This window comes from Nonomuraea sp. MTCD27 (assembly GCF_041950495.1).
Lineage (GTDB): Bacteria > Actinomycetota > Actinomycetes > Streptosporangiales > Streptosporangiaceae > Nonomuraea.
In genome coordinates this window covers 244,663-269,732 of sequence record NZ_JBGNUW010000013.1, presented here as the reverse complement: position 1 = coordinate 269,732, position 25,070 = coordinate 244,663, and the positions used below count along the sequence as shown (strand labels likewise).

Sequence of the window (25,070 nt, the reverse complement as noted above, 5' to 3'; positions counted from 1 at the left end):
GGATGAGATCAGACACCCGCCGAGGTGCGAGAGAGGTCCCCATCCCCCGCGGCGGCTCCGCCCGGCAGCGGATCGCCGGCAGCGGCCGGCAGTCACAGTCGCCACGTCGGCGAGCCCCGCCGGGCGGAACCGCTCACTCGCCCGGCGGGTGTCTTTCGCACATGAGGGCCCCGTAAAGGGTGGAGCAGCTGCGGGTGCGGGCGTGCGGGTCTGGTGCCGGTGGGCCGCCGCGCGGGCGCATGGTCGCGAGGCGGTCCTCGGTCGCTCAGAGGGCGTGGATGCGGCGGCCGGTGATGTGGTGCGGCACGACGCGGATGTACAGGTGCCGCCGGCCGCCCGCCCAAGGGGTGACGTCGGCCTCGCCCATCCCGGCCGCCTCGGACTCCGGCACGTGGTGGGCGGCGCCCTGGACGAGGACGCTCCAGCCCTCGTGCCGCGCCTCGTCGATCCGGTCCACCTGGAACCCGATCATGATGTCCACGCCCTCGAGCCCCGTCCGCAGATCCCGGTCCATGGGGCCGCCGTGCGCGGTGCGGAAGACGATGGCGCCGTCGTGCAGGCGGTAGTTGACCGGCAGCACCGTCGGCCCGTGCGAGCCCGTGAAAGCGACCCGGCCGATGCCTCCCGGCCCGATCAGGCGCAGGCACTCCTCCGGCTCCAGCCCCTCCAGGACGGAGTCGGCCGGTCCGGGACCGGCGCCCGGCGGGTGGTCCTGCCCCCCGCCCAGCAGGTCCTCGACCGTGGTCTCCAGCGCCTTGGCCAGCCGGGTCACCGTGCCCATGTCGGGGGTGCCCAGGTGGGTCTCCAAATACTGGACGTACCCGGGCGACATGTCCGCGCGGTCGGCGACCTCCTCCAGCGTGAGGTCAAGCTTGGTGCGGTGAAAGGTGATGCGACGCCCGAAGTCGCCGTTGCCTGTCATGAGCGTGCCCTCCGTGGTGATGGTCCGACTCGTGGGACGCTACCCAGCCACCCTCACACCGGACAGGGTCCTTCGGCCCGATCTTCGCGCGGATCAGCCTGCCTCGAGTTCGGCCGCGGGCCGGCGCGGGCTGCGTGCCACGTGCGGGCCGTAGCCGAACCTGATGATCATCTGGGGGTGGCCGCGCCGGTGGTGCGGGTCCCGGCGGTGGCGCATGTCCCGCAGGTCGAGCGGCTGGTTCAGGAACGACGCCGACAGGCCGTGCCGGGCGGCGACCAGCAGCACCCGCTGCAGGGCCTGCCCGGCGCGCAGCCAGTCGAGCGGCCGATCGCCCATGGTGGTCAGCACCGCGAGCTGCGGCCTGCCCTCGAAGCGCGCCTCGCCTTCCCGCCGGCCGAAGTCCCTGACCGGGGACGGGTCCTTCAGGGCGTGCGGCCCGTGCGCGTAGCCGGGCATGCCGTCGTGGTGCGCGCCCGGCATCGTCCACGCGGCCACCTCGGCGCGGTACTCGTGGTCGTGCGCGAGCTCCTCCTCGGCGATGGCGGCGTGGTCGAGCATGTCGATCGTGCCGTGCCGGTCGAGCGGGACGAGGCCCGCGCCCTCCCGGGAGGCCGCCGTCCGCAACTCGGCCAGCACCGCGCGGGGCAGGCGGCGGTCGTCGAAGGGCCGGCGGCTGGTGCGGCGCACCGGGATGAGGTCGTACAGCTCCCGCTGCTCCTCCGGTACGCGCAGCGTCCCGGTCATGCGCACGGCCGCCAGCAGGTCGGGCTCCTCCTCCGGCGACGGCAGCAGCCACACCATCGGCCGCTGCCCGGCCGTACGCACCGCCAGGCGCAGGTTGAACAGCGCCGCGCCGCAGCTCACGTACTGGTTGCGGCCGCGCGGATCGAGGACCCGCAACCGCCGGTCCGGGTCGGCGAGCAGCTCGACGAACTCGCGGCGGACCACGCGGAAGCGCCACGGCTGGGTGTTGAGCACCGACGGCGCCTGCCCGGCCGCCACCAGCAGCCTGCGGACACCGAGTTCGGTAGCGAGTGAAGAGGACATCGCACACCTCCTGAGCCCGACGCTTCCGCACCGGCCGGCCCGTGGTGAGTGCCGGACGGCCCCGCCCCCGGCGCCGAACGTCCCTTCCCGGCGGGAGCGGGCGGAGAGGACCAAGGTCCTTCCGCCGCAGGCCGTACGGCACTGATCAGCGGCGGCCGGAAACGGTGTGATGAGGGTGCGACAAGGAAGACACGACAGAACAGAGAGGAAGGCCCGCCATGGCCACCACCGTCAGCAGGCCCGTGATGGACGCCCGCGTCGCCAAGGCGGCACACGCCCCCGTCGACTACGTCTGGGCGGCGGCCCGGATCTCGATCGGCTGGGTCTTCCTGTGGGCGTTCCTGGACAAGACCTTCGGCTGGGGGCTCGCGACGCCGGCCGGCCGCGCCTGGATCGAGGGCGGCAGCCCGACCACCGGCTTCCTCAAGGGCACCGGCGAGAACGCGCTCGGCGGCTTCTTCTCGGGCCTGGCGGGCCTGGCGTGGGTGGACTGGCTGTTCATGGCCGGCCTGCTCGGCATCGGCCTGGCGCTGGTCCTGGGCATCGGCACCCGGATCGCCGCCGTAGCCGGCACGCTGATGCTGGCCCTCATGTGGGCCGCCGAGCTGCCCCTGGCCAACAACCCCTTCATGGACGAGCACATCATCTACGCGATCGTCCTCATCGGCCTGGCCCTCACCGGCGCGGGCGGCACCCTCGGACTCGGCAACCTGCCCGTCGTCCGCCGCAACAACTGGCTCAAGTAACCGGCCCGGCGACCCCCGCCCACCCCCGCCACGGGGGTGGGCGCTCGTCGTTCGCGTGGGCGATCACCAGCGCTGCGCTGGCGGAAGGTGGAGGAGGAGACATGATTCTCGTCGGAGTGGACGGCTCGCGGGCCGGGCTGGACGCCGTCGGCTGGGCGGCGCGGGAGGCGGGCCTGCGCGGGGTGCCGCTGACGGTGGCGCACGCCATGCCGCGGTGGGCGTACGAGACGGAGACCGGCCGCCTGGCCGAGGTGGCCGGATGGATGCGCGAAGGCGGCCGGACCGTGCTGGCGGCGGCCGAGGAGCGGGCGCGCAGGGAGCGGCCGGACGTCGACCTGAAGACCGCCTTCCTGCCCGACGATCCGCGCACGGCCCTGATCGACGCGGCGGCGGACGCCGAGCTGCTGGTCGTGGGCGGCCACGGCGTCGGCGGGGTGCGCGGGATGCTGGTCGGGTCGGTGGCGTACGGGGTGGCCGGGCACGCCCCGTGCGACGTCGTCGTGGTACGCCGGCCGCCCTCGCCCCCTTCGGGGGAGATCGTCGCGGGAGTCGACGGGTCACCGGCGTCGCCGCGGGTGCTGGAGTTCGCCCTCGCGGAGGCCCGGCTGCGGGGAGCCCGGCTGCACGCCGTGCACGCCAGTGACCGTGCGCGGCCCGGCGGATTCGACCCGGAGGGCTCCGACGGGCCGCGGGTGCTCCGGGAGAGGCTCGCGGCGCTTCGCGCGGACCATCCGGACGTCCCGATCGTCGAGGAGGTCGTGCCCGGCCACCCCGCCGAGTTGCTGCGCCAGGCCGCGAGCGGCGCCGACCTGCTGGTGGTGGGCTCGCACGGGTACGGGACGCTCGCCGGGATGATCCTCGGCTCGATCAGCCACGAGCTGGTCCACCGCGCGCCGGGCCCGCTGGCCGTGGTCAGGAGCCCGCGATGACCCCCGCCGGCCGGCGCGGCAGAAAGGGACCCGGGGCCCTGCCGCCGGTCCCGCCGGTGGGTCACGCTGTCGCGACGACGCACGTACGACAGGTGGCCGGATCTGCATGACCGGCCGCGATCTCATGGAACTCAGCGAGGCGGAGTCCCTCCGGAGGCTGGCCGGCGTGGCCCTCGGACGGGTCGTGTTCACCCGCCACGCGCTCCCGGCCGTGCGCCCGGTGAACCACCTCGTCCTCGACGGGCGGATCGTCATCCGCTCCAGCCCCGGCACCATCCTGAGCTCGGAGATCGCCGCCCGCGAAACCGTGGTGGCCTACGAGGTGGACGACTTCGACGTCCACCGGCGCCTGGGCTGGAGCGTGGTGGTCATCGGCGTGGCCCGGCTGGTGGAGGCACCTGAGGAGGTGGCCCGCTTCAAGGAGCTCCTGCACCCGTGGGTGGCGGGTGAGAGGGAACAGGTGATCGACATCCGCCCGGAGATCGTGACCGGTTTCGAGCTGGTCCCGATCTGAGAGCCGGCCGGCGACGGTCAGGCGCCCGCGTCCAGGTCTATGAGGGCCAGGCCGGTGCGGGGGTCGTGGCGGCGGCGCAGGTACCGAGGCGACTGGGTGACGATCACCTCCAGGGTGGGGAACACCTCGCCGCTGATCAGGTGCCCGCCGCGCGCCGCCCCGTCCGGCAGCCCGACCACCACGTGGGCGTGCAGCTGAGGGGCCTGACCGTTCTCGGCCATCGCGAAATCGCCGATCAGGGCGAGCACCTCGGTCTGCTGATCGAGCGGGATGCGGCGGTAGTCCTGGGCCTCCGGGTCGAAGAAGCCCAGCGTGACCCTGCGGAACCCGCCGATGCCGGTCAGGCGGGCGGACCGGATGCCGGTTCGCGCCGCCCACTCGGTGAGGCCGTCCACCACCTGCTCGCCCTGGTCGAACACGACCACGTACGTCTGTTCCACATCGAACGCAAGCTGCTTCGCACGCATGCCGCCCCCCTGCCCCGACCGCCCGACCCGAACCCGGCCGCCGGCCGCCCGCCCCGAACCCGGCCGCCGGCCGCCCGCCCCGAACCCGGCCGCCGGCCGCACGTGGCGCTCGCGGCCGGACGCGCTCACCGGGTCAGGTCCAGCGACAGGGCCGGGTCGAGCGCCAGCGTGGCCACCGCCAGGCCGAGGAACACGTTCGCCAGCCCGAACGTCGGCGAGTAGTCGCTGACGCGCGCGTGGGTGTAGAGGGCGCAGGTGAAGTAGAGCACGAGGCCCGCGGCCGCCGCCGTGCCGATGACCGGCACGCCGAGCAGGCCAAGGGCCAGGCCCAGCGCGCCGAGCGCCTTGAGGGCGCCGATCGGCCACACCAGCCAGCGTTCGGGCACGCCGGCGTTGGCGAGCGCGGGCCCGAGCACCCGCATGATGGGCTCGAGCCGGGTCATGGCAGCGAACCCCGAGAACGTGTTCGCGGCGATGGTCACCAGGGCGGTGACGACGTAGGCGGCTGACATGGACGTGATCAGTCCTGGAACGCGCGGGCGTGGTCGGCCGCCCAGTCGGCGAAGGTACGCGCGGGGCGGCCGAGGACCTTCTCCACGTCGCCCGTCGCGAGGTGCTGCGGCCGCTCGGCGTAGGCGGTGTACCTGGCCATCAGGGCCCGTACGAACGGCTCGGGCAGCCCGATCCCGGTCAGGTGCGCGATGAGGTGGTCCGGCGAGACCTCCTCGAAGCGCAACGGCCGGCCGAGGACCTCGCCGAGGACGGTCACCGCCTCCCGGTGCGTGAGCGAGTGCGGCCCGGTGACCTCCAGCCTGCGGCCCGCCTGCTCGTCGGTGAGCAGCGCGCGGGCCGCGACCTCGGCCAGGTCCCGCTCGTCGAGCAGCGCCTCCTGGAACCCCGCGTAGACGTACCGGACCACGTCGCCGGTCCGGATCTGGGGGCCCCACGCCTGGAGCAGGTTGCCGCAGAAGGAGCTGGCCCGCAGGCTCGTCCAGGACAGGCCGCTGGCCACGGCCGCCTCCTCGGCCTCCTTGTTCCGGTCGCCCCGCTGACGGGAGGGCTGCAGCTCGTACGGGTCGTCGATGTTCATCGCCGACAGGGCGACCACCCGCTCCGCGCCCCGCTCCCGGGCCAGGGCGAGCAGGGCGTCCGCCGACTCGCCGAAGGTACGCGGGTGCAGGAAGACGGCCCGGACGCCGTCGAGATGGCCGGCGAGGCTCTCGGGCCGTGCCGGGTCACCCTCGACGACCTCCACGCCCGCCGGGAGGCCGGCGGCTCCGGGCGTACGGCTGACGGCACGCACCTTCGCGCCCTGGCCGACGAGCCGTTCCACGATCAGGCGCCCGACGGCGCCGGTGGCTCCGGTGATCAGAATCATCGTGTTCACCTTGCTTCAGTGAGCTTTTGTTCGGACGGAACCTGAGAGGCCCCCGGCGGCCGGAGTGTGACATCACCCGCTGAAACTTTCACGACTAACCCCGGCCCGCTGACCGGCCGAGAATCCGTCTCTGCCCTGCTGGCAGCCGGAACGGTCCGGAACAGGGCGCCGCCGAGCCCTCGCCCGGATCACCCGCGCTGGGGACAGAGTGAGGCGAATGACCGTGAGCCGGGAAAGACCTACCAAGTCACGCAAAACCACGCGGAGGCGGGAATGGCCGATTCCGAGCTGAGCAGGAGGCGCCTGCTGACGGCGAGCGGCGGAGCCGCCGCGGCAGCCCTCGTCCCGACGACCCCGGAGACCACCCAGGCCACGCAGGCCACGCAGGCCACCCCGGCCACCCCGGCCATCCCGGCCGCCCCGGTCGCCGCGGCCGGGCCCACGCTGACCCGGCTGGGCGACACCGTGCTCGACCAGGCAGCCCTGTACTTCGTCTCCTACGACGGACTGGTCAACGTCGAGTCGTTCCAGCTCAACGGCATCATGACGCACGCCGGGCACCAGTACGCCGCCTGGTACACCGCCACCCGCGACGTCCGGATCGCGCGCCGCACCCTGCCGGGCGGGGCATGGCAGGCGATCACGCTGCCGCACCGGCTCAGCGTGAACGACTCGCACAACGTCATCTGCCTGGGCATCTCACCTGCCGACGGCCGGCTGCACGTGGCCATGGACACCCACAACAGCACGATCTACTACACGAAGTCGGACGCGGATCTCGCGGCGGGCGGCACCTGGTCGGCCGCCCGCTTCGGCCCGGTGCAACGCAGCCTCGACGGAGTCTCCCTGGGCGCCATCACGTATCCGCAGTTCGTCGTGGCGCCATCGGGCCGGCTGCAGCTGTTCTACCGTACGGGCGGCTCCGGCAACGGCACGAACGAGCTGGCCGAGTACACGCCGAGTGGCTGGACGAAACTGGGCAAGTGGTCGTCGGCCACCGGCTCCCACACCCACAACGGCGCCACCAGCACGACCCGCAACATGTACGTGCACGGCCTGACCTACCACGGCAACCGCCTGCACGTGGCCTTCACCTGGCGCGAGGGCAACACCGCCGTCCTGTGCAACGCGGGCGGGCTGGCCAACCACGACACGTGTTACGTCTACAGCGACGACCAGGGCCGCACCTGGCGCAACGGCGCGGGCACCCAGGTGGGCACGACCGGCGGGACCCTCGTGTCGATCACCTCACCGGGCCTGATCGCCGACCCGCTCACCGTCGACCACGGCCTGATGAACCAGGAGAGCCAGGCCGTCGACTCCACCGGCCGCCCGCACGTGATCATCAGTTACGTACCGGGCCGCTTCACCCAGTGCGTCTCGTCGTACGCCGCCCAACGCCGCACGTACGGCCGGGTCTTCCATGTCCGGCGGGACTCCGCCGGCGCCTGGCACAAGCGCGAGCTCCCGGTGCCCCCGAACTCCACGGGCCGCTCCCGCCTGGTCTTCGACACCGCCGACAACGCGTACGTGGTGCTGCCGTTCGGCCGGGTGGCGGCGGCGAGCGCCGCCTCCGGCTGGACGGACTGGAGCCTGCTCTTCGACGCGGCCGGCCTGAACGCCTTCGGCGAGGTCACCATCGACTACCCGCGCGCGACCACCGAACGCATCCTCTCGATCATGTACCAACAGACCTCCACCGCCCCGACCCCCTCGCCCCTGCGCGTCCTCGACCTCCGCCTGGGCCCATAGCCCGACGCCCCCACCAGGCAGGATCGAAGACCCTGTCTAGTACGTACCACCACGACCCCCCGGTTCACTCTTATGCCAGCTGACGGGGTATCCGGGGTAACCGCGATAAGCCATCCCACAATGGGGCAATGGCATACCCTCCACAGCCCCACCACCCGCAGGACCCGTGGGGCCCGCAGGCGCAGGAACCGTCCCAGGAGCACGGCCGGTCCGGATACGGCCGGCCGTCGTCCGGCCAGGCGGGCCCGCCACCCGGCTACGGACCGCCGGGTACCGGCCGCCCCCAGAACCCCGGCCGCCCGGGACCCGGCCCACAACCGCGGCAGGGAGGCCCGCCACCACCCCCCAACCCCCTGGACTGGCCGACCCAGTACGGCAAGGGCGACCCCTACGGCCTCCCCACCGACCGCCACGGCCTCCCGCAGGACCCCTACGGCCTTCCCCCTGATCGTCACGGTCTCCCGCAGGACTCCTACGGTGTGCCCTCTGATCGTCACGGTCTCCCGCAGGACTCCTACGGCCTCCCCACTGACCGCAACGGCATCCCCCAGGATCCCTACGGTCAACCCCAGGATCCCTACGGTCTCCCCCAGGACCTCTACGACTACGGCCGGCCCCGCAGACGCAACAGCGCCCTGATCATCGCGTTGTCCGTCGGCCTGGGGGTCCTCCTGCTCGGCGGCGGCACGATCGGCGCGGTGACCTACGTCAAGTCCTCCGCCCCCGAGCGCGTCACCGCCCTGCCCAGCGGCGCGACCTCGTTACCCACCACGGCCCCCTGGCAGTCCGACTCCCCGGCGGCCGACCCGACCGCCGATCCAGGCGACTCGACCGCCGATCCAGGTGATCCGACCGCCGATCCGGGTGACCCGACCGGCGATCCGGCCGAGCCGGGCACCGAGCCCACCGGCAGCCCGCCCACCTCGTCACGGGCCCAGCCGGGATCGCCCATCGCGCACACCGAGTTCGACGACTGGAAGTTCGCCCTGAGCGGCGTCAAGTTCGACGCCAACAAGGTCGCCGGCTGGACCTACGACACCTGCGACCCGGTGGACGCCCAGGGCGTGCTGGCCAAGAACAAGTGCGAGCGCGCCGTCCAGGTCGCCTACTCCGCCTACCGGGGGCACCTCAAGGCGGTGCAGGTGATGATGGCGTTCCCGACGGACAAGGCCGCCAGGACCGCCGCCACGCGCCTGGCCAAGGTCCCCGCGGACTCGGTGAACATCCGCAGGGACATGGCCCTCGCCAACTTCTCGTACGGGAAGATCCGCACCAACGTGTCGAAGAAGTACGTGGTCGTCACGATCGTCACCGCGGACAAGACGGCCCGGTCCAAGGCCGACAAGTTCCACCTCTACATGCAGGCCGACGCCGTCAGCTATTTCCTGCTGCGCGACCTCACCATCACCAGCTGACCGCGCCACCCGCCCGGCGTGCGATCGATCGGTGGGCCGGCCGTCCGCGCCGGATCTTGCCCGCGCCGGATCTTGCCCGCGCCGGATGCTGCCCGCACCCGGTGCGGCAGCCAACGAGACGCCGGAAAACAGAGCCCGACGGCGGCCCCGGCCCGGGAGGGATGGGCCGGGGTCGCCGTCGGGGGAGTGCCGGCCGTCAGGCGCAGGTGTATCCGGACGGCAGTGCGGTGCTGCCGTTCGGGCGGGTCGCCTGGAAGCCGACGCTGGTGGTGGCCGCCCCGGGGGCGAGGGTGCCGTTGTGCCCGGTGTTCCTGATGGTCACGGTCTGCCCGCTGACCGTGGTGGTGCCGTTCCACGAGCCGGTCAGCGTGTGCCCGGCCGGCAGCGTGAAGGTGACGGTCCATCCGGTGATCGCCGAGGTGCCGGTGTTGGTGACGGTCAGCGGCTGGATGACGTACCCGGTGGCCCACTGGGTCTGTACGGTCGGGACGGCCGTGCAGCCTCCGGTGGACGAGCCGGGCTGGGTGGTGACCTCGGCGGTGTTCGAGACGGGGGAGAGGTTGCCCGCCGCGTCCCGGGCCCTGACCTGGTAGCGGTAGGCGGTGCTCGGGGTCAGGCCCGTGTCCGCGTACGTGGTCGTGGCTGAGGTGCCGACCTGGCTGAACGCGCCCGCGCCCGCGGCGCGCAGGATGTCGTAGCCGGTGACGCCGTTGTCGTCCGTCGAGGCGGTCCAGCTCAGGCTCGTGCCCGTGGACGTGGTGCCGGAGGCCGCCAGGCCGGCCGGGGCGGTCGGCGGCGAGGTGTCGCCGCCGGTGGTGGTCGTGGTGAACGTGACGGGCTGGGAGTCGCCGGACAGGTTGCCCGCGCCGTCACGCGCCCGTACGTACACCTGATACCGGGTGTTCGCGGTCAGCCCGGTGAGGGTGATCGAGCTGGTGGTGGACTGGCCGAGTTGCGGGTCGGTGGCGCCCTGCTCGCGGTAGACGTTGTAACCGGCCAGCCCGGAACCGCCCTGGTCGGTGGAGGCCGCCCAGGTCAGCGTGGCACTGGTGGCGGTGACGCCGGACGCGGCGGGGGTGCCCGGGGTGCTCGGCGCGGTGGTGTCGCCGGAGTCGCCGAGGGCCGGGGTCGTCCAGTTGCGCCACTCGGCCAGGTTGCCGCTCGCCCTGGACGAGATCCTCATCGCGCCGGGCGCGCTGCCGGTCTTCAGGAGGTGCTTCTGGATGTTCTGCTGCAGCGGGGTCCGCCATTCGGCCCTGCTGGCGCAGTGGCTGCCGTCCTGGACGTCGGACCAGTACGTGATGTTCTCGCCCGCGCCGAGCGCCTTGTAGACCTCCGCTCCGCCCAGGGCCGCCACGCTCGCCGATCGGGGGCCCAGGTTGGCGATGTGCGGGTTGTCCATGATGAACAGCCCGCGCGGCGCCACCATGGCCACGATCTCGTGCGTGTCCACCGGCAGCCTGGCCGGACTGCCGGTGAAGGAGCCGAACGCGTCGCCCAGCCACGGCTGTTCCCCGTACGCGCTGCTCAGGCTCTGGGCGCCTTCCCCGGGGATCCCGCGGAAGATGGGCACGCCGGCGCTGCCCGACTCGATCGGCATGGTCAGGGCGATGCGCTGATCGAACGCACCTGTCACGAAGGCGCCCTTCCCGAACCGGGAGCAGCCCGTGACGCCGGTCGCGTCGGCCTTGAGGATGCTGCCGCCCGACTGCTCGAGAACGTCGATGATCCGGCTCACCCCCCAGGCCCAGGCCAGCAGGAGCCCGGTGCTGCTGGAGGAGCCGTAGATGCTGTAGAAGGCGCCTTGCTTGTTGTTGCGCGGGGTGCCCTCCCGCCCGACCGCGTAGGGGTCGTAGCTGATGACGGCGGCGCCGGCCGCTCTGATGGCGGCCGTGTCCGCGCCGAAGCCGCCCAGGACGACGACGGCCGGGAAGGGCCCGGTGCCGCTCGGCAGCTCCACGCTCGCCGAGAAGCTGGAGCTCCTGCCGTTGTGGCTCACGTTCACGGTGATGCCGGTTCGCGAGACCGTACCCGTGACGCTGGACGGCTTCACGGGTTTCTCGCCGTAGACGAACTTCTCGGCCAGCCTCTTGATCTCTTCCCGACGGCACCGCCAGTCGGCCTTGGCGGCGATACGCGTACCGTCCAGCTTCCTGAAGGGGTCGGGGAGCCTGGAGTCGGTGGGCAGGGATCCCGCGTCGGGCAGGCCGGCCACCGCGCAGTCGGCACCCTCGTTCTCGACTCCGGCGGCCGCGGCGGCCTCGGTGGCGGTCACCGTCACCGTGCCGGCCACCGAGAGCGCCGCCGCCACCGCCAGCGCGACGACCCTCGAACGGGTCTTGGAGCGGGCCAAGCTGATGATCACCAGGGCTCTCCCTTCCGGGTGGGGTGTTGGCGATCAGTGTGAGAATCGATCCGAAACATGTCAACGTAGAAGTCGAAATATTTCGGACGCCAGCCTGGCTATGGGTAATTGACGTGCTAAGGCGCTAATGCACGAGTCCGATAGTTTCGGAAATTAGCTGAAATGAGAGGCAGGGTGGCCACGGATGACCTGCCTCTCCGAAAGTTTCGGTGGCGCACGGCCATGGCCGCGCGCCACCTCACCTCAGCTCAGACCCGTCACGGGTTGCCGGACCGGCAGGTCGCCAGGGTACGGAACTCGACGGACGCCCCGGTGGCGTCGGAGATCACCGATCGGATGTCGTACCGGAAGGGGGGCTGGCAGCCGATCCCCACGAAGGTCCGGTCGTCGAACGACGGCACGCGGTTGCCGTCGAGGAACCAGCGGATCGAGACCGGCGCGACCGCGCCGCTGAAGGCCACCTGGCAGAGGAACCGCCGCGCGAGCGCCTCGCAGCCGCCGCCGGTCAGGGTCAGCGCCATCATGCTCGCCGAGCCGGCCGACGCGGTCGTCTCGGCCGACGCCGGCGAGGTGAGCGCGGCCGGGAACATCAGCATCCCGGCAGCGGCGAGCGAAGCGATCTTGTACGACTTGCGCATTCCTGTCTCCTTTTGGAGTGATGACGGAATCGGATGTCGCGTTCGACGGGGTGAGCCGTCTCAGCATCTGCTTCGCCGCCGTGAGGCCCCTGGATGACGAGCGGACCGGGCGCCTGACCAGCAGCTGGGAGACCCTGGGATATATTCGAATATTGGGGGAGCGAACCATCGTCATCGGGGGTTGCGATGGTGGGAGACCTGCCGCTCCGGCGCCGGCCGGGCGTCGTCCGCCCGTGGTCGCCGTCGCCGCCGATGCGGCGCGAGGAGGTGATCCATGAGGCCGTGAACGACCGTATGCCCGTCACTGCCGAGCGAGGGAGACGAACGCCATGCCTGGTAACAGAGGAGTCATGTACGAAGGCCCAGGCAAGGTCGAAGTAAACGAGATCGACTACCCCGGATTCGAGCTCAAGGACGGCCCCGGGGTCAATCCGGCGAATGTCGGCCGCAGGTTGCCGCACGCCGCGATCATCAAGACGGTCGCCACCAACATCTGCGGCAGCGACCAGCACATGGTCCGCGGCCGCACCACGGCGCCACAGGGGCTCGTCCTCGGTCATGAGATCACCGGCGAGGTCGTCGAGACCGGTTCTGACGTGGAGTTCATCAAGACCGGCGATCTCGTGTCCGTGCCGTTCAACATCGCCTGCGGCCGCTGCCGCAACTGCAAGGAGGGCAAGACCGGAATCTGCGAGAACGTCAACCCGGACCGGCCCGGTTCGGCGTACGGCTACGTCGACATGGGCGGCTGGGTCGGCGGCCAGGCAGACTACGCCCTCGTTCCCTACGCCGACTGGAACCTGCTGAAGTTCCCCGACAAGGAACAGGCGATGGAGAAGATCCTCGACCTGGCCATGCTCGCGGACATCTTCCCGACGGGGTTCCACGGCTGTGTGACCGCGGGGGTGAAGCCGGGGTCCACCGTCTACGTCGCCGGCGCCGGCCCGGTCGGGCTGGCCGCGGCCGCCTCGGCGCACCTGCTGGGGGCCGCCGTGGTGATCGTCGCTGACCTGAACAAGGAGCGGCTGGACCAGGCGCACAGCTTCGGCTGCGAGACCATCAACGTCGCCATGGGCGAGCCGAAGGACCAGATCCTACAGATCCTCGGTGAGCCGGAGGTCGACTGCGGCGTTGACGCGGTCGGTTTCGAGGCCCGCGGACACGGCCACGAGTCGGGGGTGGAGCATCCCGCCACGGTGCTCAACACGCTGATGGACGTTACCAGGGCCGGCGGCGCGCTCGGCATTCCCGGCCTGTACGTGACTGGGGACCCGGGCGCGGCGGACGAGGCCGCCCAGCACGGCGCGCTGTCCATCCGGATCGGCCTCGGCTGGGCGAAGTCGCACAGCTTCGCCACCGGCCAGTGCCCGGTCATGCGCTACAACCGGCAGCTCATGCAGGCGATCCTGCACGACCGGGTGCAGATCGCGAAGGCGGTCAACGCCACGCCGATCCCGCTCGACCAGGCGCCGCGGGGCTACCACGAGTTCGACGAGGGGGCCGCCCGCAAGTACGTGCTCGACCCGCACGGCATGCTCGGCACAGCGGCCTGACCCACGTCGCCGGAGGCCGCGCCGTCATCGGCGGCCTCCGGCGCAGGTCCGGCTCATCGGGAGCGGCCCGTGGCGTTGTAGTCCACCACGCCGCGGGACCCCGCCCGCCGCGCTGGCCTCGCGGCAGGTGTCGTAAGCCCCCGCTGGGTCAGCCCCCGGTGAGGGACGGCAGCGGGTTCATCCGGAAGAACGGCGCGGCGAAACGCGTCAGCCAATTCTCGAAGATCCGCATGTTGTTCTTCCGGATGCGCTGGTCCGCCTCGCGAAGCTCGGTCAGGAAGTCCTCGAAGTCGGCCTCGCCGGGCCCGATGATCCCTTCGCTCGCAAGGGTGTCACGTCGCATTCTGGCCAAGGGGATGAGATGGTCGGCGGCCACCTCGGGGTGCGGCTGGAAGGTCCGCACCTGCGAGCCGAACGCCAGCGCCTCGTGCCGATAGCTGCTGCTGAACGCGAGCTCGGTGGCCTGCCCGTGTTGTCCTTGCGGAAGCCGGGTCGCCACGTCGACATGAGAGGTGAACAACTCGAACGTGTCGGGCAGGCCGGCGAAGAGCGGATCCTGCCGGCCGGCCGCGGTCAGCCGCAACTCCTCGATGCCGACCCTGCGGCCGTTCGAGCCCGGCCCGACGTCGCCGCCGAGCGCCATGACCTGCGCCTGGTGGGACCAGCAGATGTGCAACTGCGGAATGCCCTGCCGGAGCGCGGACCGGTAGAACTCCTTGGTCCGGTAGATCCAGCGCAGATCCTCGTAGGCGGCGTGCACCGACCCGCCGCCGATGATCCCGTGCGCCTCGATCGTGCCGGGCAGGTCCGCGCCGTCCGCCACGTCGACGACGTCTATCTGCGACCCGGCGAGCCGGGCCACGGAGGCGATCCACTCACCGTAGGGGCGCAGGCCGAGCTCGGTCAGGAGCTTTCCCTCCTGCGGATTGACGACCAGGATCCGCATCCGCTCCCTGACGCGGAGCATGGACCGGGGATTCGCTTGCCGGGCAGTGTCGAACCCGGCCTCCGCGGCTATTAATCCCATGCCATCGACTCCATCCGTGAGAAATCTTGAGATAGTTCACGCCGACCGGGTCCGGCCCTGATCACCGGCCGACCGCAGACGAATGATTCGCGAAATACAAGGCCATGCCCCCGCTGCCTTTCGCGGCTCTCGTGGCGCTCAAAGCAAATATGAGCTTTATTACGCTCCCGGGAGCCCCGCAGCATTTCGCGTCACAAACGATGCCACATCCCAAGATCCTCTGGGGAGGATGGTGGAGATCTCAGGGCGTCCGCCAGATACTCTGGCTATGCTACATGCTCGACTCCCCGCCTGACCCTCTCCAGTGCACGGTCGTGTCGTCAGCTGATCTCCCGAAAAAGGGATCTTTGCCGTATCGTCGGAGGTACTGACATGGGAAGAACGCAGGGCCCGGATTGGCTGGAACGTCTGGACGGGTTCCTGGTGCGGCGTCAACCGGGTCTGGTGGCCTTTCGCCGTGATCTTCACATGCACCCTGAGGCGAGCTTTCAGGAGTTTCGTACGACGGAACGAATCCTGCACCAGCTCGAGACGGTGGGCTTGACGGCCGTCCGCCTTCCCAAAGGCACCGGTGCGATATGCGATATCGGCTCGGGAAAAGGACCGATCGTCGCGTTGCGGGCGGATATCGATGCGCTGCGGTTGACGGATGAAAAGTCCGTTCCCTATCGATCGACGAACCCGGGCGTTTGTCATGCCTGCGGCCATGACGTCCACACGACGGCGGTGCTCGGCGCGGGCCTGTTCCTGAGCGGCCTGGCTGATGAGGGACTCCTGCCGGGCACCGTGCGTCTGGTGTTCCAGCCGGCGGAGGAAACGCTCGGCGGAGCGCTGGACGTCGTGGCCTCCGGCGGCCTCGCGGGTGTGCAGCGGATCTTCGGGCTGCATTGCGAGCCGAAATACGAGGTCGGCCAGGTCGGGCTGCGCGATGGCGCGATAACCGGCGCGTACGACAGAGTGCGCGTCCATATCGGGGGGATGTCCGCTTCGGGGCGGCATCCGGATCTCATCTTCGCCCTTGCGAAGATCATTACCGAGTTACCGGCGGCCCTGTCGCGGCGTATTGACCCGCGCTCCAGCCTGAGCCTCGTATGGGGCACCCTGAAAGCGCTCCCCACGGATGGGCTGCTGCCCGACAGCGGCATTGCCGAAGGGACCGTGCGATGTTTCGACGAGGCGGCGCGGCGCCGGGCGCCCGGGATAATCGAGGAGCTGGTGCGCTCGGTCGCGTCCGCCTATGACATCGAGGCATCACTGAAATACATTCACGGCATTCCTCCCACCGTCAACGAGAGCAACAGCGTCGGCAATTTCCGGGACGCGGCGCAGCTCGTCCTCGGCGAGAACAAGATATTCACCGCGCCGCAGAGCCTGGGCGGCGACGATTTCGGGGTTTACCTGCAGGAAGTGCCCGGCGCATATGCCCGCCTTGGCGTCCGCGCGCCGGGGCAGAGCGATTACGACCTCCACCAAGGCATTTTCGACGTGGACGAAAGAAGTATCTCCGTGGGAGTGCGGCTGCTCGCCGTCGCCGCTCTCATGGCGCTCAGCCAGCTGTCCCTTACCGGCTGAACGAAGGAGAGCCGGCTCATGCCTGCCGATCCACCTACCCGCAGCGGGACCCTCGGCTTCGCCGCCGACCAGGTGCCGATGGGCGGCGGGCGAGGTCTGGTTCGGGCGCGAGCACGCACACGGTGCCGCCGGGCCGGAGCGGGTCGAGTCCGGCCTGCGCGCCGGCCTGTCCCGCGGGGCCGAGCGCCTACGTCTCGGCCCGCTCCCCGAGCTTCAGGGTCACCAGGTGACGGGCAGCTCGTGCATGCCGTACACCGTCGACTCCTCCTTGAACGAGAGCTGGTCGGCGGGGACGGCCAGCCGGAGATCGGGGATACGCCGGAAGAGGGTCTCGAAGACGACCTCCAGCTCCACCCGGGCCAGGCTCTGGCCCAGGCACTGGTGGGCGCCGTAGCCGAAGGCCAGGTGGTTGCGGGCGCCGCGGTCGATGTCGAACCGCTGGGGGTCCTCGAACACCTCCGGGTCGCGGTTGCCGGCGTTGGCCAGCATGAGCACGCCGGACCCGGCGGGGATCACCGTCCCGCCGAGCTCCACGTCCTCCAGGGTCACCCGTGCCATGGCGAACTCGGCGATGGTGAAGTAGCGCAGCAGCTCCTCCACCGCGCCGGCCGTCCGGTCCGGGTCCTCGCGCAGCGCTGCCAGCGCCTCGGGGTGCTCCAGCAGCGTGTACGTGCCGAGCGAGATCATGTTCGCGGTGGTCTCGTGCCCGGCGATCAGCAGCAGGAAGGCCAGGGAGAGCAGCGCGGGGTGGTCCACGCCGCCGTTGTCGCGCTGCTTGGCGATCTGGCGGCCGAGCAGGTCGTCGGGCGCCTCCTGCTCCTTGGTCCTGATCAGCTTGTCGAGGTAGATGGCCAGCTCCAGGACGGCGTGCTGGCGCTCCTGCTCGGTGGCGCGGCGGTTGAGGAGCTGGGCCGAGTGCGTCTGGAAGAAGTCGTGGTCGGCGTACGGCACGCCGAGCAGCTCGCAGATCACCAGGGAGGGCACCGGCAGGGCCAGCGCGGTCACCAGGTCGGCCGGGCGGGGGCCGTCGAGCATGGCGTCGATGTGCTCGTCCACGATCTGCTGGATGCGCGGCCGCAGCGCCGCCATGCGCCGGACGGTGAACTCGCCGACCACCGCGCGGCGGGCCGGGCCGTGCTCGGGCGGGTCCATCTCCAGCAGCATCTTGGGCAGCGGTGAACCGGCCATCCCCTGCCCGCCCTGCTCGCTCAGCCGGGGAATGCCGGGGTGGCGGCGGTCGGCGCTGAAGCGCGGGTCGCTGAGGATCGTCCGGATGTCCTCGTAGCGGGCCGCGACCCAGGCGTCGCTCCCGGTCGGCAGCGTGACCTTGGCGACCGGCTGCTCGCGCAGGAGCCGCAGGTGCTGCTCGGGCGGGGCGAACGGGCAGCCGCGGGTGGTCTGGAGCGTCGCAGCGGGGTCAGTGGTCAAAGCTCTCCCCATTCGGTGTGGACCGCATAGATAAGCTACATATGTACGTTAACAGACTGGTGTCCGAGGATGGGTGCGTGGCCATGAGAGAACGCGGAGCCGAGGGTGACCGCCGGACACGACGCACCCAGGCAGCCCTGCGGCGCACGCTGATCGAGCTCGTCCAGGAGCGGAGCCTGTCGAAGGTCAGCGTGGCCGACGTCGCCGAGCGGGCCGGCGTGGGCCGCTCCACCTTCTACGACCACTACCGCGACGTGCACGAGCTGGCCGAGGCCGCCTGCACGGAGATGATCGACGAGCTCATCGACGCCATACCGGGCCACGTCCTCGCGTCGCCCGGCCCGTCGCAGGCCAAGTCCGACACCCTGCTGATCTTCTTCGCCCACCTCGCCGAGCACGCCGGCCTCTACCGCAGCGTGCTGGGAGCGCAGGGTAGCGCCCGCCTCATCGACCACGTACGCCGCCGCGCCACGGTGGCCACGTACGCCAGCTCCCGCCCCGCCGACGGCTGGCCCGGCCGCGCCGCGGACACCCCGCACGACGTGCCGGCCGCCTTCATCGCGGGCGCGCTCCTCGGCGTGGCCGTCGACTGGCTCCAGCGCGACTGCCCGCGCACCCCGGACGAGATGGCCGCCTTGACCCGCCCCCTGCTCACGCTTCTCTACCAGGGCCATTGAATTCAGAGCAATTCTCTAGAAAAATGCTCTACATGGCGTCCATCATGGTGGTGACCGGCGGGAACCGCGGCATCGGGCACGCGGTGTGCGCGCGGCTGGCCGGCGACGGGCACAAGGTGCTGCTGATCGCGCGGGATTCGGAGCAGGGGGAGCGGGCCGCGGCGGGGATCCGGGGGGACGTCGAGCCCGTGGCCGGCGATCTCACCACGGTCGCGTCCGTCAGGCGGCTGGCCGACGCGCTCCGGGCCCGGTGCCCGCGCATCGACGTGCTCGTCCACAACGCCGGGGTGTGGCCCAGCCGGCGCGTCCTGACCGAGGACGGGCTGGAGCAGTCCTTCGCGGTCAACCATCTGGCGCCGTTCCTGCTCAACCACCTGCTGGAGGACCGGCTCGGGCGAGTGGTGCAGGTCAGCGCGGGGCTCTACGTCAGGGGCCGGGCGGAGGCGGGGCGGACGGCCGTGGGCGCGGACTTCTCGCCGATGCGTACGTACGCCGACACGAAGCTGTGCAACCTGCTGACCGTGCCGCTGTTCGCCGAGCGCTGGCGGGAGACCGGGATCACGATCGACGCCGTGCACCCCGGCGTGGTCCGCACCGGGCTGGGCGACCGGCGCGGGCCCCTCGGATGGCTGCTCAAGGCCGTCAAACGCAAGTGGGCCACGCCCGAGGAGGGCGCCGGGCCGGTCGTGGCCCTGGTGGGCGCCACGGGCACCGGCCGCTACTTCGACCTGGCCGAGGAGGTGCCCTTGCAGGGGCCGGCGCTGGACGGCGACCTGGCCAGGCGTATCTGGGACGAGGCCGCGGAGCTGACGGCGGCGCGGTGACCCGGCACAAGCGCAGCGAGGAGACGATCCGCAAGCTCCTCGACACGGCCCTGGAGGTCTACCCCGGCGACTTCACCCTCAGGGCCATGACCACGCGCAGCGGCGTGAGCATGGGCAGCCTGTACCACCATTTCGGCAGCCTCGAAGGGCTGGCCGCCGCGCTGTACGGCCGCTGCATGGACGAGCTCCTCGACCGGATGGCCGCCGCCGTCGAGGAGGCCGCGGACGCCCGTGACGGCGTGCGGCGGGCGGTCGTGGCCTACCTCGGCTTCACCGCCGACCACCCGGACAAGGCCCGCTTCATCCACGCGGCGCCGTACGCGCTGGACCTCGGGCCGTACGCGGAACGCATCGCGGCGGCCAAGGCGCCCCGGCTGGCGCGGCTGAACGGCTGGATCCGCGGTCACATGGACGCCGGCACGGTCGCGCGGCTGCCGGTGGCGCAGGTGGAGATGCTCCTGATCGGCCCGGTCGCCGAGGTGACCAGGCGGTGGCTGGCCGGGGTGCCGGGGATCGACCTGGAGGAGGCGGCGCGGATCCTGCCCGACCGCATCTGGCGATCCCTGGGCGAATGAGCCTGGGCCCCGTCGCTCTCCTGGCCCGCACCGCTCCCCGCTGAGCGTCGCGCCTGCTCAGCGGGCCAGCAGGTCGGACTCCTCGACGGCGCTCCGGTGGGTGGCGACGAGGAAGCCGTGGATGATCTGCAGCCGGTCGATCATCTGCGTGATGGCACCCGCCGTACGGCCGAGCCGGGCGCTCAGCGTGAGGGTGTGCAGGCACTGAGGCAATCATCCCATCTGGAGAGCCCTCGGTGTCCACTGAGACAGCCAACCCGACCACCACCCCGGCCGGCTTCATGGACCTGCTCGACGTCACCATCGTGAACATCACCGTCCTTCCATCCGCGCCGAGCTCGGCGCGTCGCCCGCGCACCTGCAGGGGATGCTCGCGGGCTACACGCTCGCCTTCGCGCTCGGCATCATCACCGGCGCCCGGCTCGGCGACCTGTACGGCTACCGCCGCGTCCAGGGCGTCTTCGCCGCGGCGATGGTCCCCCAGGTGCTCTCGCAGATCCAGCTCATGTACGCGCCGCACGAGCGCGGCGGCGCGATGGCCGCGTTCTCGTCGTTGTCCGGCCTGGCCGCGGCCGTCGGGCCGATCCTCGGGGCGGTGCCGGCCGGATTCCACCGCCACCAGCGCCGGCTGGCCGGCCGCGGCGGCTCCTCGCTGGTGGAGGTTTCCCTCTTCCGGGTGCGCTCGGTCGGCGGCGGGCTGCTGGTGCAGTTCCTGTTCTTCGTACCGGTGATGGGCTTCTTCTTCACGTTCATGCAGCTCCTGCAGTCCGGCCTGGGGGATGGCGCCGCTGGAGGCGGAGGTGACGATCCTGCCCTGGCCGATCGCCACCACCGTCGCCGCCGGTCTGGGCGCGGCGGTGCTTCTGCCCAGGCTGGGCCGGCATGGGGCTGACCGGCGCCCCGCCGGCCCAGCTGACCCTGGAGGACGTTCCCGCCGGGCAGGCGGGCTCGGGCTCCGGCCTGTTCAACACGGTCGCCCAGCTCGCGGCCTCCGCCGGCGTCGCCGTCATCGGCGTGATCTTCTTCCCCTTGCTGGAGCCGCGGGGCTACGGGGCGGCCTTCGGCGTCACGATCCGGGTCAGCCTCGCCCTCCTGGCGCTCACCGTCGCGGTCAGCTTCCTGCTGCCCCGCCGGCCACCGGGGGCGCGTGCCGCGGTGCCCGGGGCATGAGCTCCAGGTGCCGGGTGGCGTAGGAGCGCCAGGGGCGCCAGCGGTCGGGCAGGGCGCCCAGGCGCCGCACGGCCCGGCGTACGGCGCGGTCCGGCAGGAGGACGTCGGGGTCGCCGAGGGCTCTCATGCGGATGTACGCCAGAGCCCACCGGCTCATGCCCGGCAGGGCGCCCAGCCGGTCGCGCACCCGGTGCGGGTCGTCGTCCAGCCTGATGGTTCCGTCGGCGAGCGCCCGGGCCAGTGCGAGGAGGGTGCGCCCGGCCGGATCGGCTTCGGCCAGTGTGCTCACGTCGGGGAACAGGTGCGTGATCTCGCCGAAGGGCCTGGCCAGCGGCTTGCCGTACGTGCTGACCAGGGCGGCGAGCCGGGCGCGCGTCTCCGCGGCGCGCGGCCGGCGGCCGAGCACGGCCCGGATCGCCAGCTCGGCCGGGTCGGCGCAGCCGGGCACCCGCAGGCCCGGGCGGCGCGCGACCAGCGGACCGAGCCGGGGATCCGCCTCCAGGAAGGCGTCGATGGCCTGCTGGTCGGCGTCCAGGTCGAGCAGCCGGCGGCAGCGCTGCACGGCCGCGGCCAGGTCTCTGAGGTCCTCCAGCCGCAGCTCGCAGGCCACGTGGCCGGTCCCGGGCCGCAACGTGACGACGCCCGCGCCGTGGGGCAACGCCAGCGACCTGCGGTAGGCGCCCGCACCGTGGGCCTCGATGCCGGGGACCGCCCGCGCGCCGAGGTGGTTCAGCGCGGCGGCGACGTCCATGGGCGGCCGGTAGGCGAGCCGCAGCGCGAGGGCTCCCGGCACGTGGGCGCCGCTCGTGGCTCCGCGCAGGCGGCTCGGCGTGGTCGCGTACACCTGCCTGATGGTGTCGTTGAACTGCCTGATGCTGGCGAACCCGGCCGCGAACGCCACGTCGCTGACCGGCAGCGCACCGGCCTCCAGCAGCATCCGGGCGGTCTGCGCCCGCTGTGTCCTGGCCAGGGCCTGCGGCCCGGCGCCGACCTCGGCGACGAGCTGGCGGTGCACCTGGCGCGGGCTGTACCCGAGGCGCGCGGCCAGCCCGGCCACGCCTTCGCGGTCGACGACGCCGTCGGCGATCAAGCGCATCGCCCGGCTCACCAGGTCCGTGCGCGTGTTCCACTCCGGCGAGCCCGGAGCGGTGTCGGGACGGCATCGCTTGCACGCGCGGAACCCGTTGACCTGCGCCGCCGCCGCCGTCGGGAACAGCCGGACGTTGCCCGGCTTCGGCATGACGGCCGGGCAGCTCGGCCGGCAGTAGATGCCGGTCGTGGTGACGGCGACGTAGAACCACCCGTCGAAGCGCGGGTCGCGGCTCTCCATGGCCGCGAACGCGACCTCCTCGTCAATCACCCTTCTCAGGGTGCCCTACCTGGGCGAACGGGACCAGCGGGCATCGGACGCCGACGTTCCGCGACCGATGCCCGCCAGCACCGGAGGCCGGGCCGCGGCCAGGCTGGCCGCGTGAACCATCTCCTTGGCCGGTCGGCCACCTACCGCCGGGTGTGGTCCCGGCGTGACTTCCGCCTGCTGTGGCTGGGCTCGTCCGTGTCGCTGGTGGGGGACGGGATGACGTTCGTCGCCCTGACGTGGCTGGTGCTGGCCCAGCCGGGCGGCGTCGAGCGGCTCGGGCTGCTGACCGTCTGCTACACGCTGCCGGTGTTCGCGGGTGGCCTGCTGAGCGGGCCGATCCTGGACCGGTTCGACAAGCGGTACGTGCTGGCGGCCGACAGCGTGGTGCGTGGGGTGGCGATGGCGGCGATCCCGGTCGTGTCCTTGGCGGGGGAGGTGCCCGCGGCGCTGCCGTTCGTCGTGGCGGCGGTGTACGGGCTGTTCAAGATGGTGCCGCTCGCCGGGTTCCCGGCGGCGATCTCCGACCTCCTTCCCGAGGAGGAGCGGGACGCGGGCAACGCGCTGGAGAGCCTGAGCTTCGGCGTCGCCGGGATCGTCGGGCCCGGGCTCGGCGGGGTGTTGATCGCGGGACTGGGCGGCGAGGCCGTGCTGGCCTTCGACGCGGTCTCGTACGCCCTGTTCGCCGCGGCGGCGCTCGCCGTCCGCCGGCCCCTCCGGCCGCAGGCGAGGGCGGCCGTCGTCCCGTCGGGTGGCGGCGTTCTGACGTTGTTCCGCGACCGGGTGCTGGTGGCGACCACGCTCGCGTTCATGGCCTTCAACATCGCCCTGGGCATGCTGATCGTCACCGGCCCCTGGCTGGCCAAGACCCGGCTCGACGGCGGGCCGGAGACCCTCGGCCTGCTGCTGGCCGCCCTGTCCGCGGGCGAGCTGGCCGGTGCGGCGATCGCCGGTGCCCGGGCTCCCCGCGCCCGGCCGATCAGGGCCGTGGCCGTAGTCCAGCTCGTCGCCGCCGCCGGTTTCCTGGCGCTGCCGGCCGCGCCCCACACGATGACGGTGGCCGCGGGCTACCTCGTCATCGGCCTGTTCAGCGCGCCGATGACCGTGTGGGCGCAGTCGTTGCGCATGGCGCGCATCCCGGCGCGGCTGCGCGGCCGGGGCTTCGCCGTTCTCAGGACGCTCATGCAGGCGACGCCCCCGATCGGCGCCGCCGTCGTCACGCCGCTGCTGGCCGCCGGGCTGCTCGCCCAGGCCGCGCTCGTGATGGCCGCCATCGCGGCGGCACCCGCACTGGCCCTGCTCAGGCTGCGGCATTGATCGCGGCTGTCGTCACCTGCCCGGCCACCGCAGTCCTCCGCCCCGCTCCAACCCGCCGCCCGCGGCGGGTGCCAGCCAGATCGCCTGGCCAGGGTGTCCAACAGGGGTGCGGACGGACCCGGACACCGGGCTCATGGGGCGTCGAGGGCGGCGAGCATCGCGGCGTGGTCGCGGGGGTGATTCGCCCCCATCGTGGGGCGCGGCGGTGCCAGGCGGGGCGAGCGTGCCGGGTGTGGCGGGACGCGCGGATCCCGCCACACCCGCCCGGCGTCAGCCCGTCCGGCAGGAGACCGACGGCCAGGTCCAGGTGCCGCCGTGCTGGATGGTGAGACCGAAGGTGTTGCCGCTGCCGTTCGGCCTCATGGTCATCACGTTGCCGCCGGAGCCCCACGACGGCGTGCCGTTCCAGGTGGCGATGATCTTCTGTGGCGGTGTCACGGTGACCGTGACGATCCACGCGTTCGTCCCGGAGACCGTCACCGACAGGTTGAAGCGGTCGCTCCACTGCTGGCCCTGCGCGATCGTGGCCGTGCAGGTGCCGCCGCCGGGCGGCGGGGACGTCGGGCCGCCACCGCCGTCGGGGGCGACGGCCCTGCCGGTGGTGGGGGAGATCATCCCGGCGCACAGGTTGCGGCTGCGCAGGTTCGCGGCGATCTGCGGGACGGCGGCCAGCGTCGTGGCGTACTGGTCGTGCATGAGGATGACCTGGCCGTTCTGCAGGCGGCCGGCTGCCTGGACGATCTGGGCGGTGCCGGCGCCGTTCCAGTCCTGCGAGTCGACGTCCCAGAGCACCTCCGTGAGTCCGAGCTGCTGCTCGACGGACCGCAAGGTGGCGTTGGTCTCCCCGTACGGCGGCCGGAACAGCCGGGGCGCGGTGCCCGTGGCCTGCTGGATGACCTGCTGGGTGCGCTGCAGCTCCGACGTCATCTGCGCGCTGCCGAGCTGGGTCAGGTGCGGGTGGGACCAGCTGTGGTTGCCGATCCACATGCCCGCGTCGCGCTGGGCCCTGACCAGAGCCTGGTTGTTCTGGGCGTTCTGGCCGGTGTTGAACATCGTGGCCCGCAGGCCGTTCGAGGTCAGCGCGTTGAGCAGGTTGGCGGTGTTGCCGGCGTTGGGTCCGTCGTCGTACGTCAGCCCGACATATCCGGCGCTGCAGTCGGCGGCGGCGGTGGCGCGGCTGCCGGCGACCACCGCTGAGGTGACGGTGAGGCAGAGGGCGAGGATCGCGCCCAGGAGCGCGGCGGCGAGGGGTGAACGGCGTTTCCGGTCGACCATGCTGATCCCTTGATCGTTTGGGGGGCTTCACCTGCGGTCATTGTGGAGAAGCTCCCGAAACATGTCAACGATGGTCAGAAATGTTTCGGCGACATGCGGGCCAATGTGTCTGATGGAACGCG

The 25,070-nt window shown here is 71.9% G+C and carries 25 protein-coding genes; 13 read left to right on the top strand and 12 right to left on the bottom strand.

What is annotated here, in order from left to right; all coding sequences use genetic code 11:
• Nucleotides 1-265: 265 nt before the first annotated feature.
• Nucleotides 266-922, bottom strand: coding sequence for a helix-turn-helix domain-containing protein (locus tag ACBJ59_RS34495; RefSeq protein WP_375114382.1), 657 nt, complete (start codon nucleotides 920-922; stop codon nucleotides 266-268).
• Between the two features lie 93 nt (nucleotides 923-1,015).
• Entirely contained in the window at nucleotides 1,016-1,969 is a 954-nt protein-coding gene (locus ACBJ59_RS34490) for an Acg family FMN-binding oxidoreductase (protein WP_375114381.1), read from the bottom strand.
• Nucleotides 1,970-2,187: 218 nt separating this feature from the next.
• Here ACBJ59_RS34490 and ACBJ59_RS34485 point away from each other — a divergent pair, with 218 nt between their 5' ends.
• The 3 genes from ACBJ59_RS34485 to ACBJ59_RS34475 all read left to right on the top strand — a co-directional run bounded on the left by ACBJ59_RS34485 (nucleotide 2,188) and on the right by ACBJ59_RS34475 (nucleotide 4,158).
• Complete coding sequence (locus ACBJ59_RS34485) at nucleotides 2,188-2,715, top strand: hypothetical protein (RefSeq protein ID WP_375114380.1); 528 nt, start codon at nucleotides 2,188-2,190, stop codon at nucleotides 2,713-2,715.
• A gap of 101 nt (nucleotides 2,716-2,816) precedes the next feature.
• Entirely contained in the window at nucleotides 2,817-3,644 is an 828-nt protein-coding gene (locus ACBJ59_RS34480) for a universal stress protein (RefSeq protein ID WP_375114379.1), read from the top strand.
• Between the two features lie 106 nt (nucleotides 3,645-3,750).
• Entirely contained in the window at nucleotides 3,751-4,158 is a 408-nt protein-coding gene (locus tag ACBJ59_RS34475) for a pyridoxamine 5'-phosphate oxidase family protein (RefSeq protein ID WP_375114378.1), read from the top strand.
• A gap of 17 nt (nucleotides 4,159-4,175) precedes the next feature.
• Here ACBJ59_RS34475 and ACBJ59_RS34470 read toward each other — a convergent pair whose 3' ends face one another.
• The 3 genes from ACBJ59_RS34470 to ACBJ59_RS34460 form a co-directional block, all read right to left on the bottom strand.
• Complete coding sequence (locus ACBJ59_RS34470; protein ID WP_375114377.1) at nucleotides 4,176-4,625, bottom strand: PPC domain-containing DNA-binding protein; 450 nt, start codon at nucleotides 4,623-4,625, stop codon at nucleotides 4,176-4,178.
• Nucleotides 4,626-4,750: 125 nt separating this feature from the next.
• The gene (locus tag ACBJ59_RS34465) at nucleotides 4,751-5,137 is read right to left on the bottom strand and encodes a DoxX family protein (RefSeq protein ID WP_375114376.1); all 387 of its coding nucleotides are present in this window, start codon (nucleotides 5,135-5,137) and stop codon (nucleotides 4,751-4,753) included.
• Nucleotides 5,138-5,145: 8 nt separating this feature from the next.
• Nucleotides 5,146-6,003, bottom strand: coding sequence for an NAD(P)H-binding protein (locus ACBJ59_RS34460; RefSeq protein WP_375114375.1), 858 nt, complete (start codon nucleotides 6,001-6,003; stop codon nucleotides 5,146-5,148).
• A gap of 273 nt (nucleotides 6,004-6,276) precedes the next feature.
• Here ACBJ59_RS34460 and ACBJ59_RS34455 point away from each other — a divergent pair, with 273 nt between their 5' ends.
• Nucleotides 6,277-7,755 carry a BNR repeat-containing protein gene (locus tag ACBJ59_RS34455; protein ID WP_375114374.1) on the top strand — a complete coding sequence of 493 codons (1,479 nt, stop codon included), beginning with the start codon at nucleotides 6,277-6,279 and terminating at the stop codon, nucleotides 7,753-7,755.
• A gap of 128 nt (nucleotides 7,756-7,883) precedes the next feature.
• Entirely contained in the window at nucleotides 7,884-9,170 is a 1,287-nt protein-coding gene (locus ACBJ59_RS34450; protein WP_375114373.1) for a hypothetical protein, read from the top strand.
• A 196-nt stretch (nucleotides 9,171-9,366) separates the two neighbouring features.
• Here ACBJ59_RS34450 and ACBJ59_RS34445 read toward each other — a convergent pair whose 3' ends face one another.
• Nucleotides 9,367-11,535: a fibronectin type III domain-containing protein gene (locus ACBJ59_RS34445; protein WP_375114372.1), complete on the bottom strand. Its 2,169-nt coding sequence runs from the start codon at nucleotides 11,533-11,535 to the stop codon at nucleotides 9,367-9,369.
• A gap of 257 nt (nucleotides 11,536-11,792) precedes the next feature.
• Nucleotides 11,793-12,173, bottom strand: a complete 381-nt coding sequence (locus ACBJ59_RS34440) for a hypothetical protein (protein WP_375114371.1) — start codon at nucleotides 12,171-12,173, stop codon at nucleotides 11,793-11,795.
• Between the two features lie 329 nt (nucleotides 12,174-12,502).
• On the opposite strand from ACBJ59_RS34440, the gene fdhA reads away from it, so the two are divergent.
• The gene (gene fdhA / locus ACBJ59_RS34435) at nucleotides 12,503-13,726 is read left to right on the top strand and encodes a formaldehyde dehydrogenase, glutathione-independent (protein ID WP_375114370.1); all 1,224 of its coding nucleotides are present in this window, start codon (nucleotides 12,503-12,505) and stop codon (nucleotides 13,724-13,726) included.
• Between the two features lie 148 nt (nucleotides 13,727-13,874).
• On the opposite strand, the gene ACBJ59_RS34430 is transcribed toward fdhA, so the two are convergent.
• Nucleotides 13,875-14,753: a type 1 glutamine amidotransferase gene (locus ACBJ59_RS34430; RefSeq protein WP_375114369.1), complete on the bottom strand. Its 879-nt coding sequence runs from the start codon at nucleotides 14,751-14,753 to the stop codon at nucleotides 13,875-13,877.
• A gap of 372 nt (nucleotides 14,754-15,125) precedes the next feature.
• Between ACBJ59_RS34430 and ACBJ59_RS34425 the strand changes: the two genes are divergently transcribed.
• Nucleotides 15,126-16,325 carry an amidohydrolase gene (locus ACBJ59_RS34425; protein WP_375114368.1) on the top strand — a complete coding sequence of 400 codons (1,200 nt, stop codon included), beginning with the start codon at nucleotides 15,126-15,128 and terminating at the stop codon, nucleotides 16,323-16,325.
• A gap of 219 nt (nucleotides 16,326-16,544) precedes the next feature.
• On the opposite strand, the gene ACBJ59_RS34420 is transcribed toward ACBJ59_RS34425, so the two are convergent.
• Complete coding sequence (locus ACBJ59_RS34420) at nucleotides 16,545-17,753, bottom strand: cytochrome P450 (RefSeq protein ID WP_375114367.1); 1,209 nt, start codon at nucleotides 17,751-17,753, stop codon at nucleotides 16,545-16,547.
• Nucleotides 17,754-17,836: 83 nt separating this feature from the next.
• On the opposite strand from ACBJ59_RS34420, the gene ACBJ59_RS34415 reads away from it, so the two are divergent.
• Genes ACBJ59_RS34415 through ACBJ59_RS34405 form a run of 3 tightly spaced genes read left to right on the top strand, consistent with a single transcriptional unit; the run spans nucleotide 17,837 to nucleotide 19,829 of the window.
• Nucleotides 17,837-18,430: a TetR/AcrR family transcriptional regulator gene (locus tag ACBJ59_RS34415; protein ID WP_375114366.1), complete on the top strand. Its 594-nt coding sequence runs from the start codon at nucleotides 17,837-17,839 to the stop codon at nucleotides 18,428-18,430.
• A gap of 32 nt (nucleotides 18,431-18,462) precedes the next feature.
• On the top strand, nucleotides 18,463-19,254 hold the full coding sequence (locus ACBJ59_RS34410) for an SDR family NAD(P)-dependent oxidoreductase (protein ID WP_375114365.1): 792 nt from the start codon (nucleotides 18,463-18,465) through the stop codon (nucleotides 19,252-19,254).
• Entirely contained in the window at nucleotides 19,251-19,829 is a 579-nt protein-coding gene (locus tag ACBJ59_RS34405; protein WP_375114364.1) for a TetR/AcrR family transcriptional regulator, read from the top strand. The genes ACBJ59_RS34410 and ACBJ59_RS34405 overlap by 4 nt, the downstream gene beginning before the upstream one ends.
• Nucleotides 19,830-19,886: 57 nt before the next feature.
• Here ACBJ59_RS34405 and ACBJ59_RS34400 read toward each other — a convergent pair whose 3' ends face one another.
• The gene (locus tag ACBJ59_RS34400) at nucleotides 19,887-20,042 is read right to left on the bottom strand and encodes a hypothetical protein (protein WP_375114363.1); all 156 of its coding nucleotides are present in this window, start codon (nucleotides 20,040-20,042) and stop codon (nucleotides 19,887-19,889) included.
• 154 nt (nucleotides 20,043-20,196) lie between these two features.
• Here ACBJ59_RS34400 and ACBJ59_RS34395 point away from each other — a divergent pair, with 154 nt between their 5' ends.
• On the top strand, nucleotides 20,197-20,721 hold the full coding sequence (locus ACBJ59_RS34395; protein WP_375114362.1) for a hypothetical protein: 525 nt from the start codon (nucleotides 20,197-20,199) through the stop codon (nucleotides 20,719-20,721).
• On the top strand, nucleotides 20,712-20,999 hold the full coding sequence (locus ACBJ59_RS34390; RefSeq protein ID WP_375114361.1) for a hypothetical protein: 288 nt from the start codon (nucleotides 20,712-20,714) through the stop codon (nucleotides 20,997-20,999). Before ACBJ59_RS34395 ends, ACBJ59_RS34390 begins: the two co-directional genes overlap by 10 nt.
• Here ACBJ59_RS34390 and ACBJ59_RS34385 read toward each other — a convergent pair.
• Nucleotides 20,941-22,359: a bifunctional transcriptional activator/DNA repair enzyme AdaA gene (locus tag ACBJ59_RS34385; protein ID WP_375114360.1), complete on the bottom strand. Its 1,419-nt coding sequence runs from the start codon at nucleotides 22,357-22,359 to the stop codon at nucleotides 20,941-20,943. The two genes, ACBJ59_RS34390 and ACBJ59_RS34385, sit on opposite strands and share 59 nt — an antisense overlap.
• A gap of 111 nt (nucleotides 22,360-22,470) precedes the next feature.
• On the opposite strand from ACBJ59_RS34385, the gene ACBJ59_RS34380 reads away from it, so the two are divergent.
• Nucleotides 22,471-23,673 (top strand): MFS transporter, encoded by a 1,203-nt coding sequence (locus ACBJ59_RS34380; protein WP_375114359.1) that lies wholly within the window; start codon nucleotides 22,471-22,473, stop codon nucleotides 23,671-23,673.
• A gap of 270 nt (nucleotides 23,674-23,943) precedes the next feature.
• Here the strand turns inward: ACBJ59_RS34380 and ACBJ59_RS34375 are convergent, their stop codons facing one another.
• Nucleotides 23,944-24,948 carry a polysaccharide deacetylase family protein gene (locus ACBJ59_RS34375; protein ID WP_375114358.1) on the bottom strand — a complete coding sequence of 335 codons (1,005 nt, stop codon included), beginning with the start codon at nucleotides 24,946-24,948 and terminating at the stop codon, nucleotides 23,944-23,946.
• Nucleotides 24,949-25,070: the final 122 nt, after the last annotated feature.

What these genes read in the sequence shown, in the direction of transcription:
- ACBJ59_RS34375 (WP_375114358.1), bottom strand. Translation starts at nt 24,948, where the DNA reads ATGGTCGACCGGAAACGCCGTTCACCCCTCGCCGCCGCGCTCCTGGGC.
- ACBJ59_RS34490 (WP_375114381.1), bottom strand. Translation starts at nt 1,969, where the DNA reads ATGTCCTCTTCACTCGCTACCGAACTCGGTGTCCGCAGGCTGCTGGTG.
- ACBJ59_RS34495 (WP_375114382.1), bottom strand. Translation starts at nt 922, where the DNA reads ATGACAGGCAACGGCGACTTCGGGCGTCGCATCACCTTTCACCGCACC.
- ACBJ59_RS34450 (WP_375114373.1), top strand. Translation starts at nt 7,884, where the DNA reads ATGGCATACCCTCCACAGCCCCACCACCCGCAGGACCCGTGGGGCCCG.
- ACBJ59_RS34430 (WP_375114369.1), bottom strand. Translation starts at nt 14,753, where the DNA reads ATGGGATTAATAGCCGCGGAGGCCGGGTTCGACACTGCCCGGCAAGCG.
- fdhA (WP_375114370.1), top strand. Translation starts at nt 12,503, where the DNA reads ATGCCTGGTAACAGAGGAGTCATGTACGAAGGCCCAGGCAAGGTCGAA.
- ACBJ59_RS34390 (WP_375114361.1), top strand. Translation starts at nt 20,712, where the DNA reads ATGGGGCTGACCGGCGCCCCGCCGGCCCAGCTGACCCTGGAGGACGTT.
- ACBJ59_RS34455 (WP_375114374.1), top strand. Translation starts at nt 6,277, where the DNA reads ATGGCCGATTCCGAGCTGAGCAGGAGGCGCCTGCTGACGGCGAGCGGC.
- ACBJ59_RS34460 (WP_375114375.1), bottom strand. Translation starts at nt 6,003, where the DNA reads ATGATTCTGATCACCGGAGCCACCGGCGCCGTCGGGCGCCTGATCGTG.
- ACBJ59_RS34480 (WP_375114379.1), top strand. Translation starts at nt 2,817, where the DNA reads ATGATTCTCGTCGGAGTGGACGGCTCGCGGGCCGGGCTGGACGCCGTC.
- ACBJ59_RS34415 (WP_375114366.1), top strand. Translation starts at nt 17,837, where the DNA reads ATGAGAGAACGCGGAGCCGAGGGTGACCGCCGGACACGACGCACCCAG.
- ACBJ59_RS34440 (WP_375114371.1), bottom strand. Translation starts at nt 12,173, where the DNA reads ATGCGCAAGTCGTACAAGATCGCTTCGCTCGCCGCTGCCGGGATGCTG.
- ACBJ59_RS34485 (WP_375114380.1), top strand. Translation starts at nt 2,188, where the DNA reads ATGGCCACCACCGTCAGCAGGCCCGTGATGGACGCCCGCGTCGCCAAG.
- ACBJ59_RS34410 (WP_375114365.1), top strand. Translation starts at nt 18,463, where the DNA reads ATGGCGTCCATCATGGTGGTGACCGGCGGGAACCGCGGCATCGGGCAC.
- ACBJ59_RS34470 (WP_375114377.1), bottom strand. Translation starts at nt 4,625, where the DNA reads ATGCGTGCGAAGCAGCTTGCGTTCGATGTGGAACAGACGTACGTGGTC.
- ACBJ59_RS34475 (WP_375114378.1), top strand. Translation starts at nt 3,751, where the DNA reads ATGACCGGCCGCGATCTCATGGAACTCAGCGAGGCGGAGTCCCTCCGG.
- ACBJ59_RS34395 (WP_375114362.1), top strand. Translation starts at nt 20,197, where the DNA reads ATGCTCGCGGGCTACACGCTCGCCTTCGCGCTCGGCATCATCACCGGC.
- ACBJ59_RS34425 (WP_375114368.1), top strand. Translation starts at nt 15,126, where the DNA reads ATGGGAAGAACGCAGGGCCCGGATTGGCTGGAACGTCTGGACGGGTTC.
- ACBJ59_RS34465 (WP_375114376.1), bottom strand. Translation starts at nt 5,137, where the DNA reads ATGTCAGCCGCCTACGTCGTCACCGCCCTGGTGACCATCGCCGCGAAC.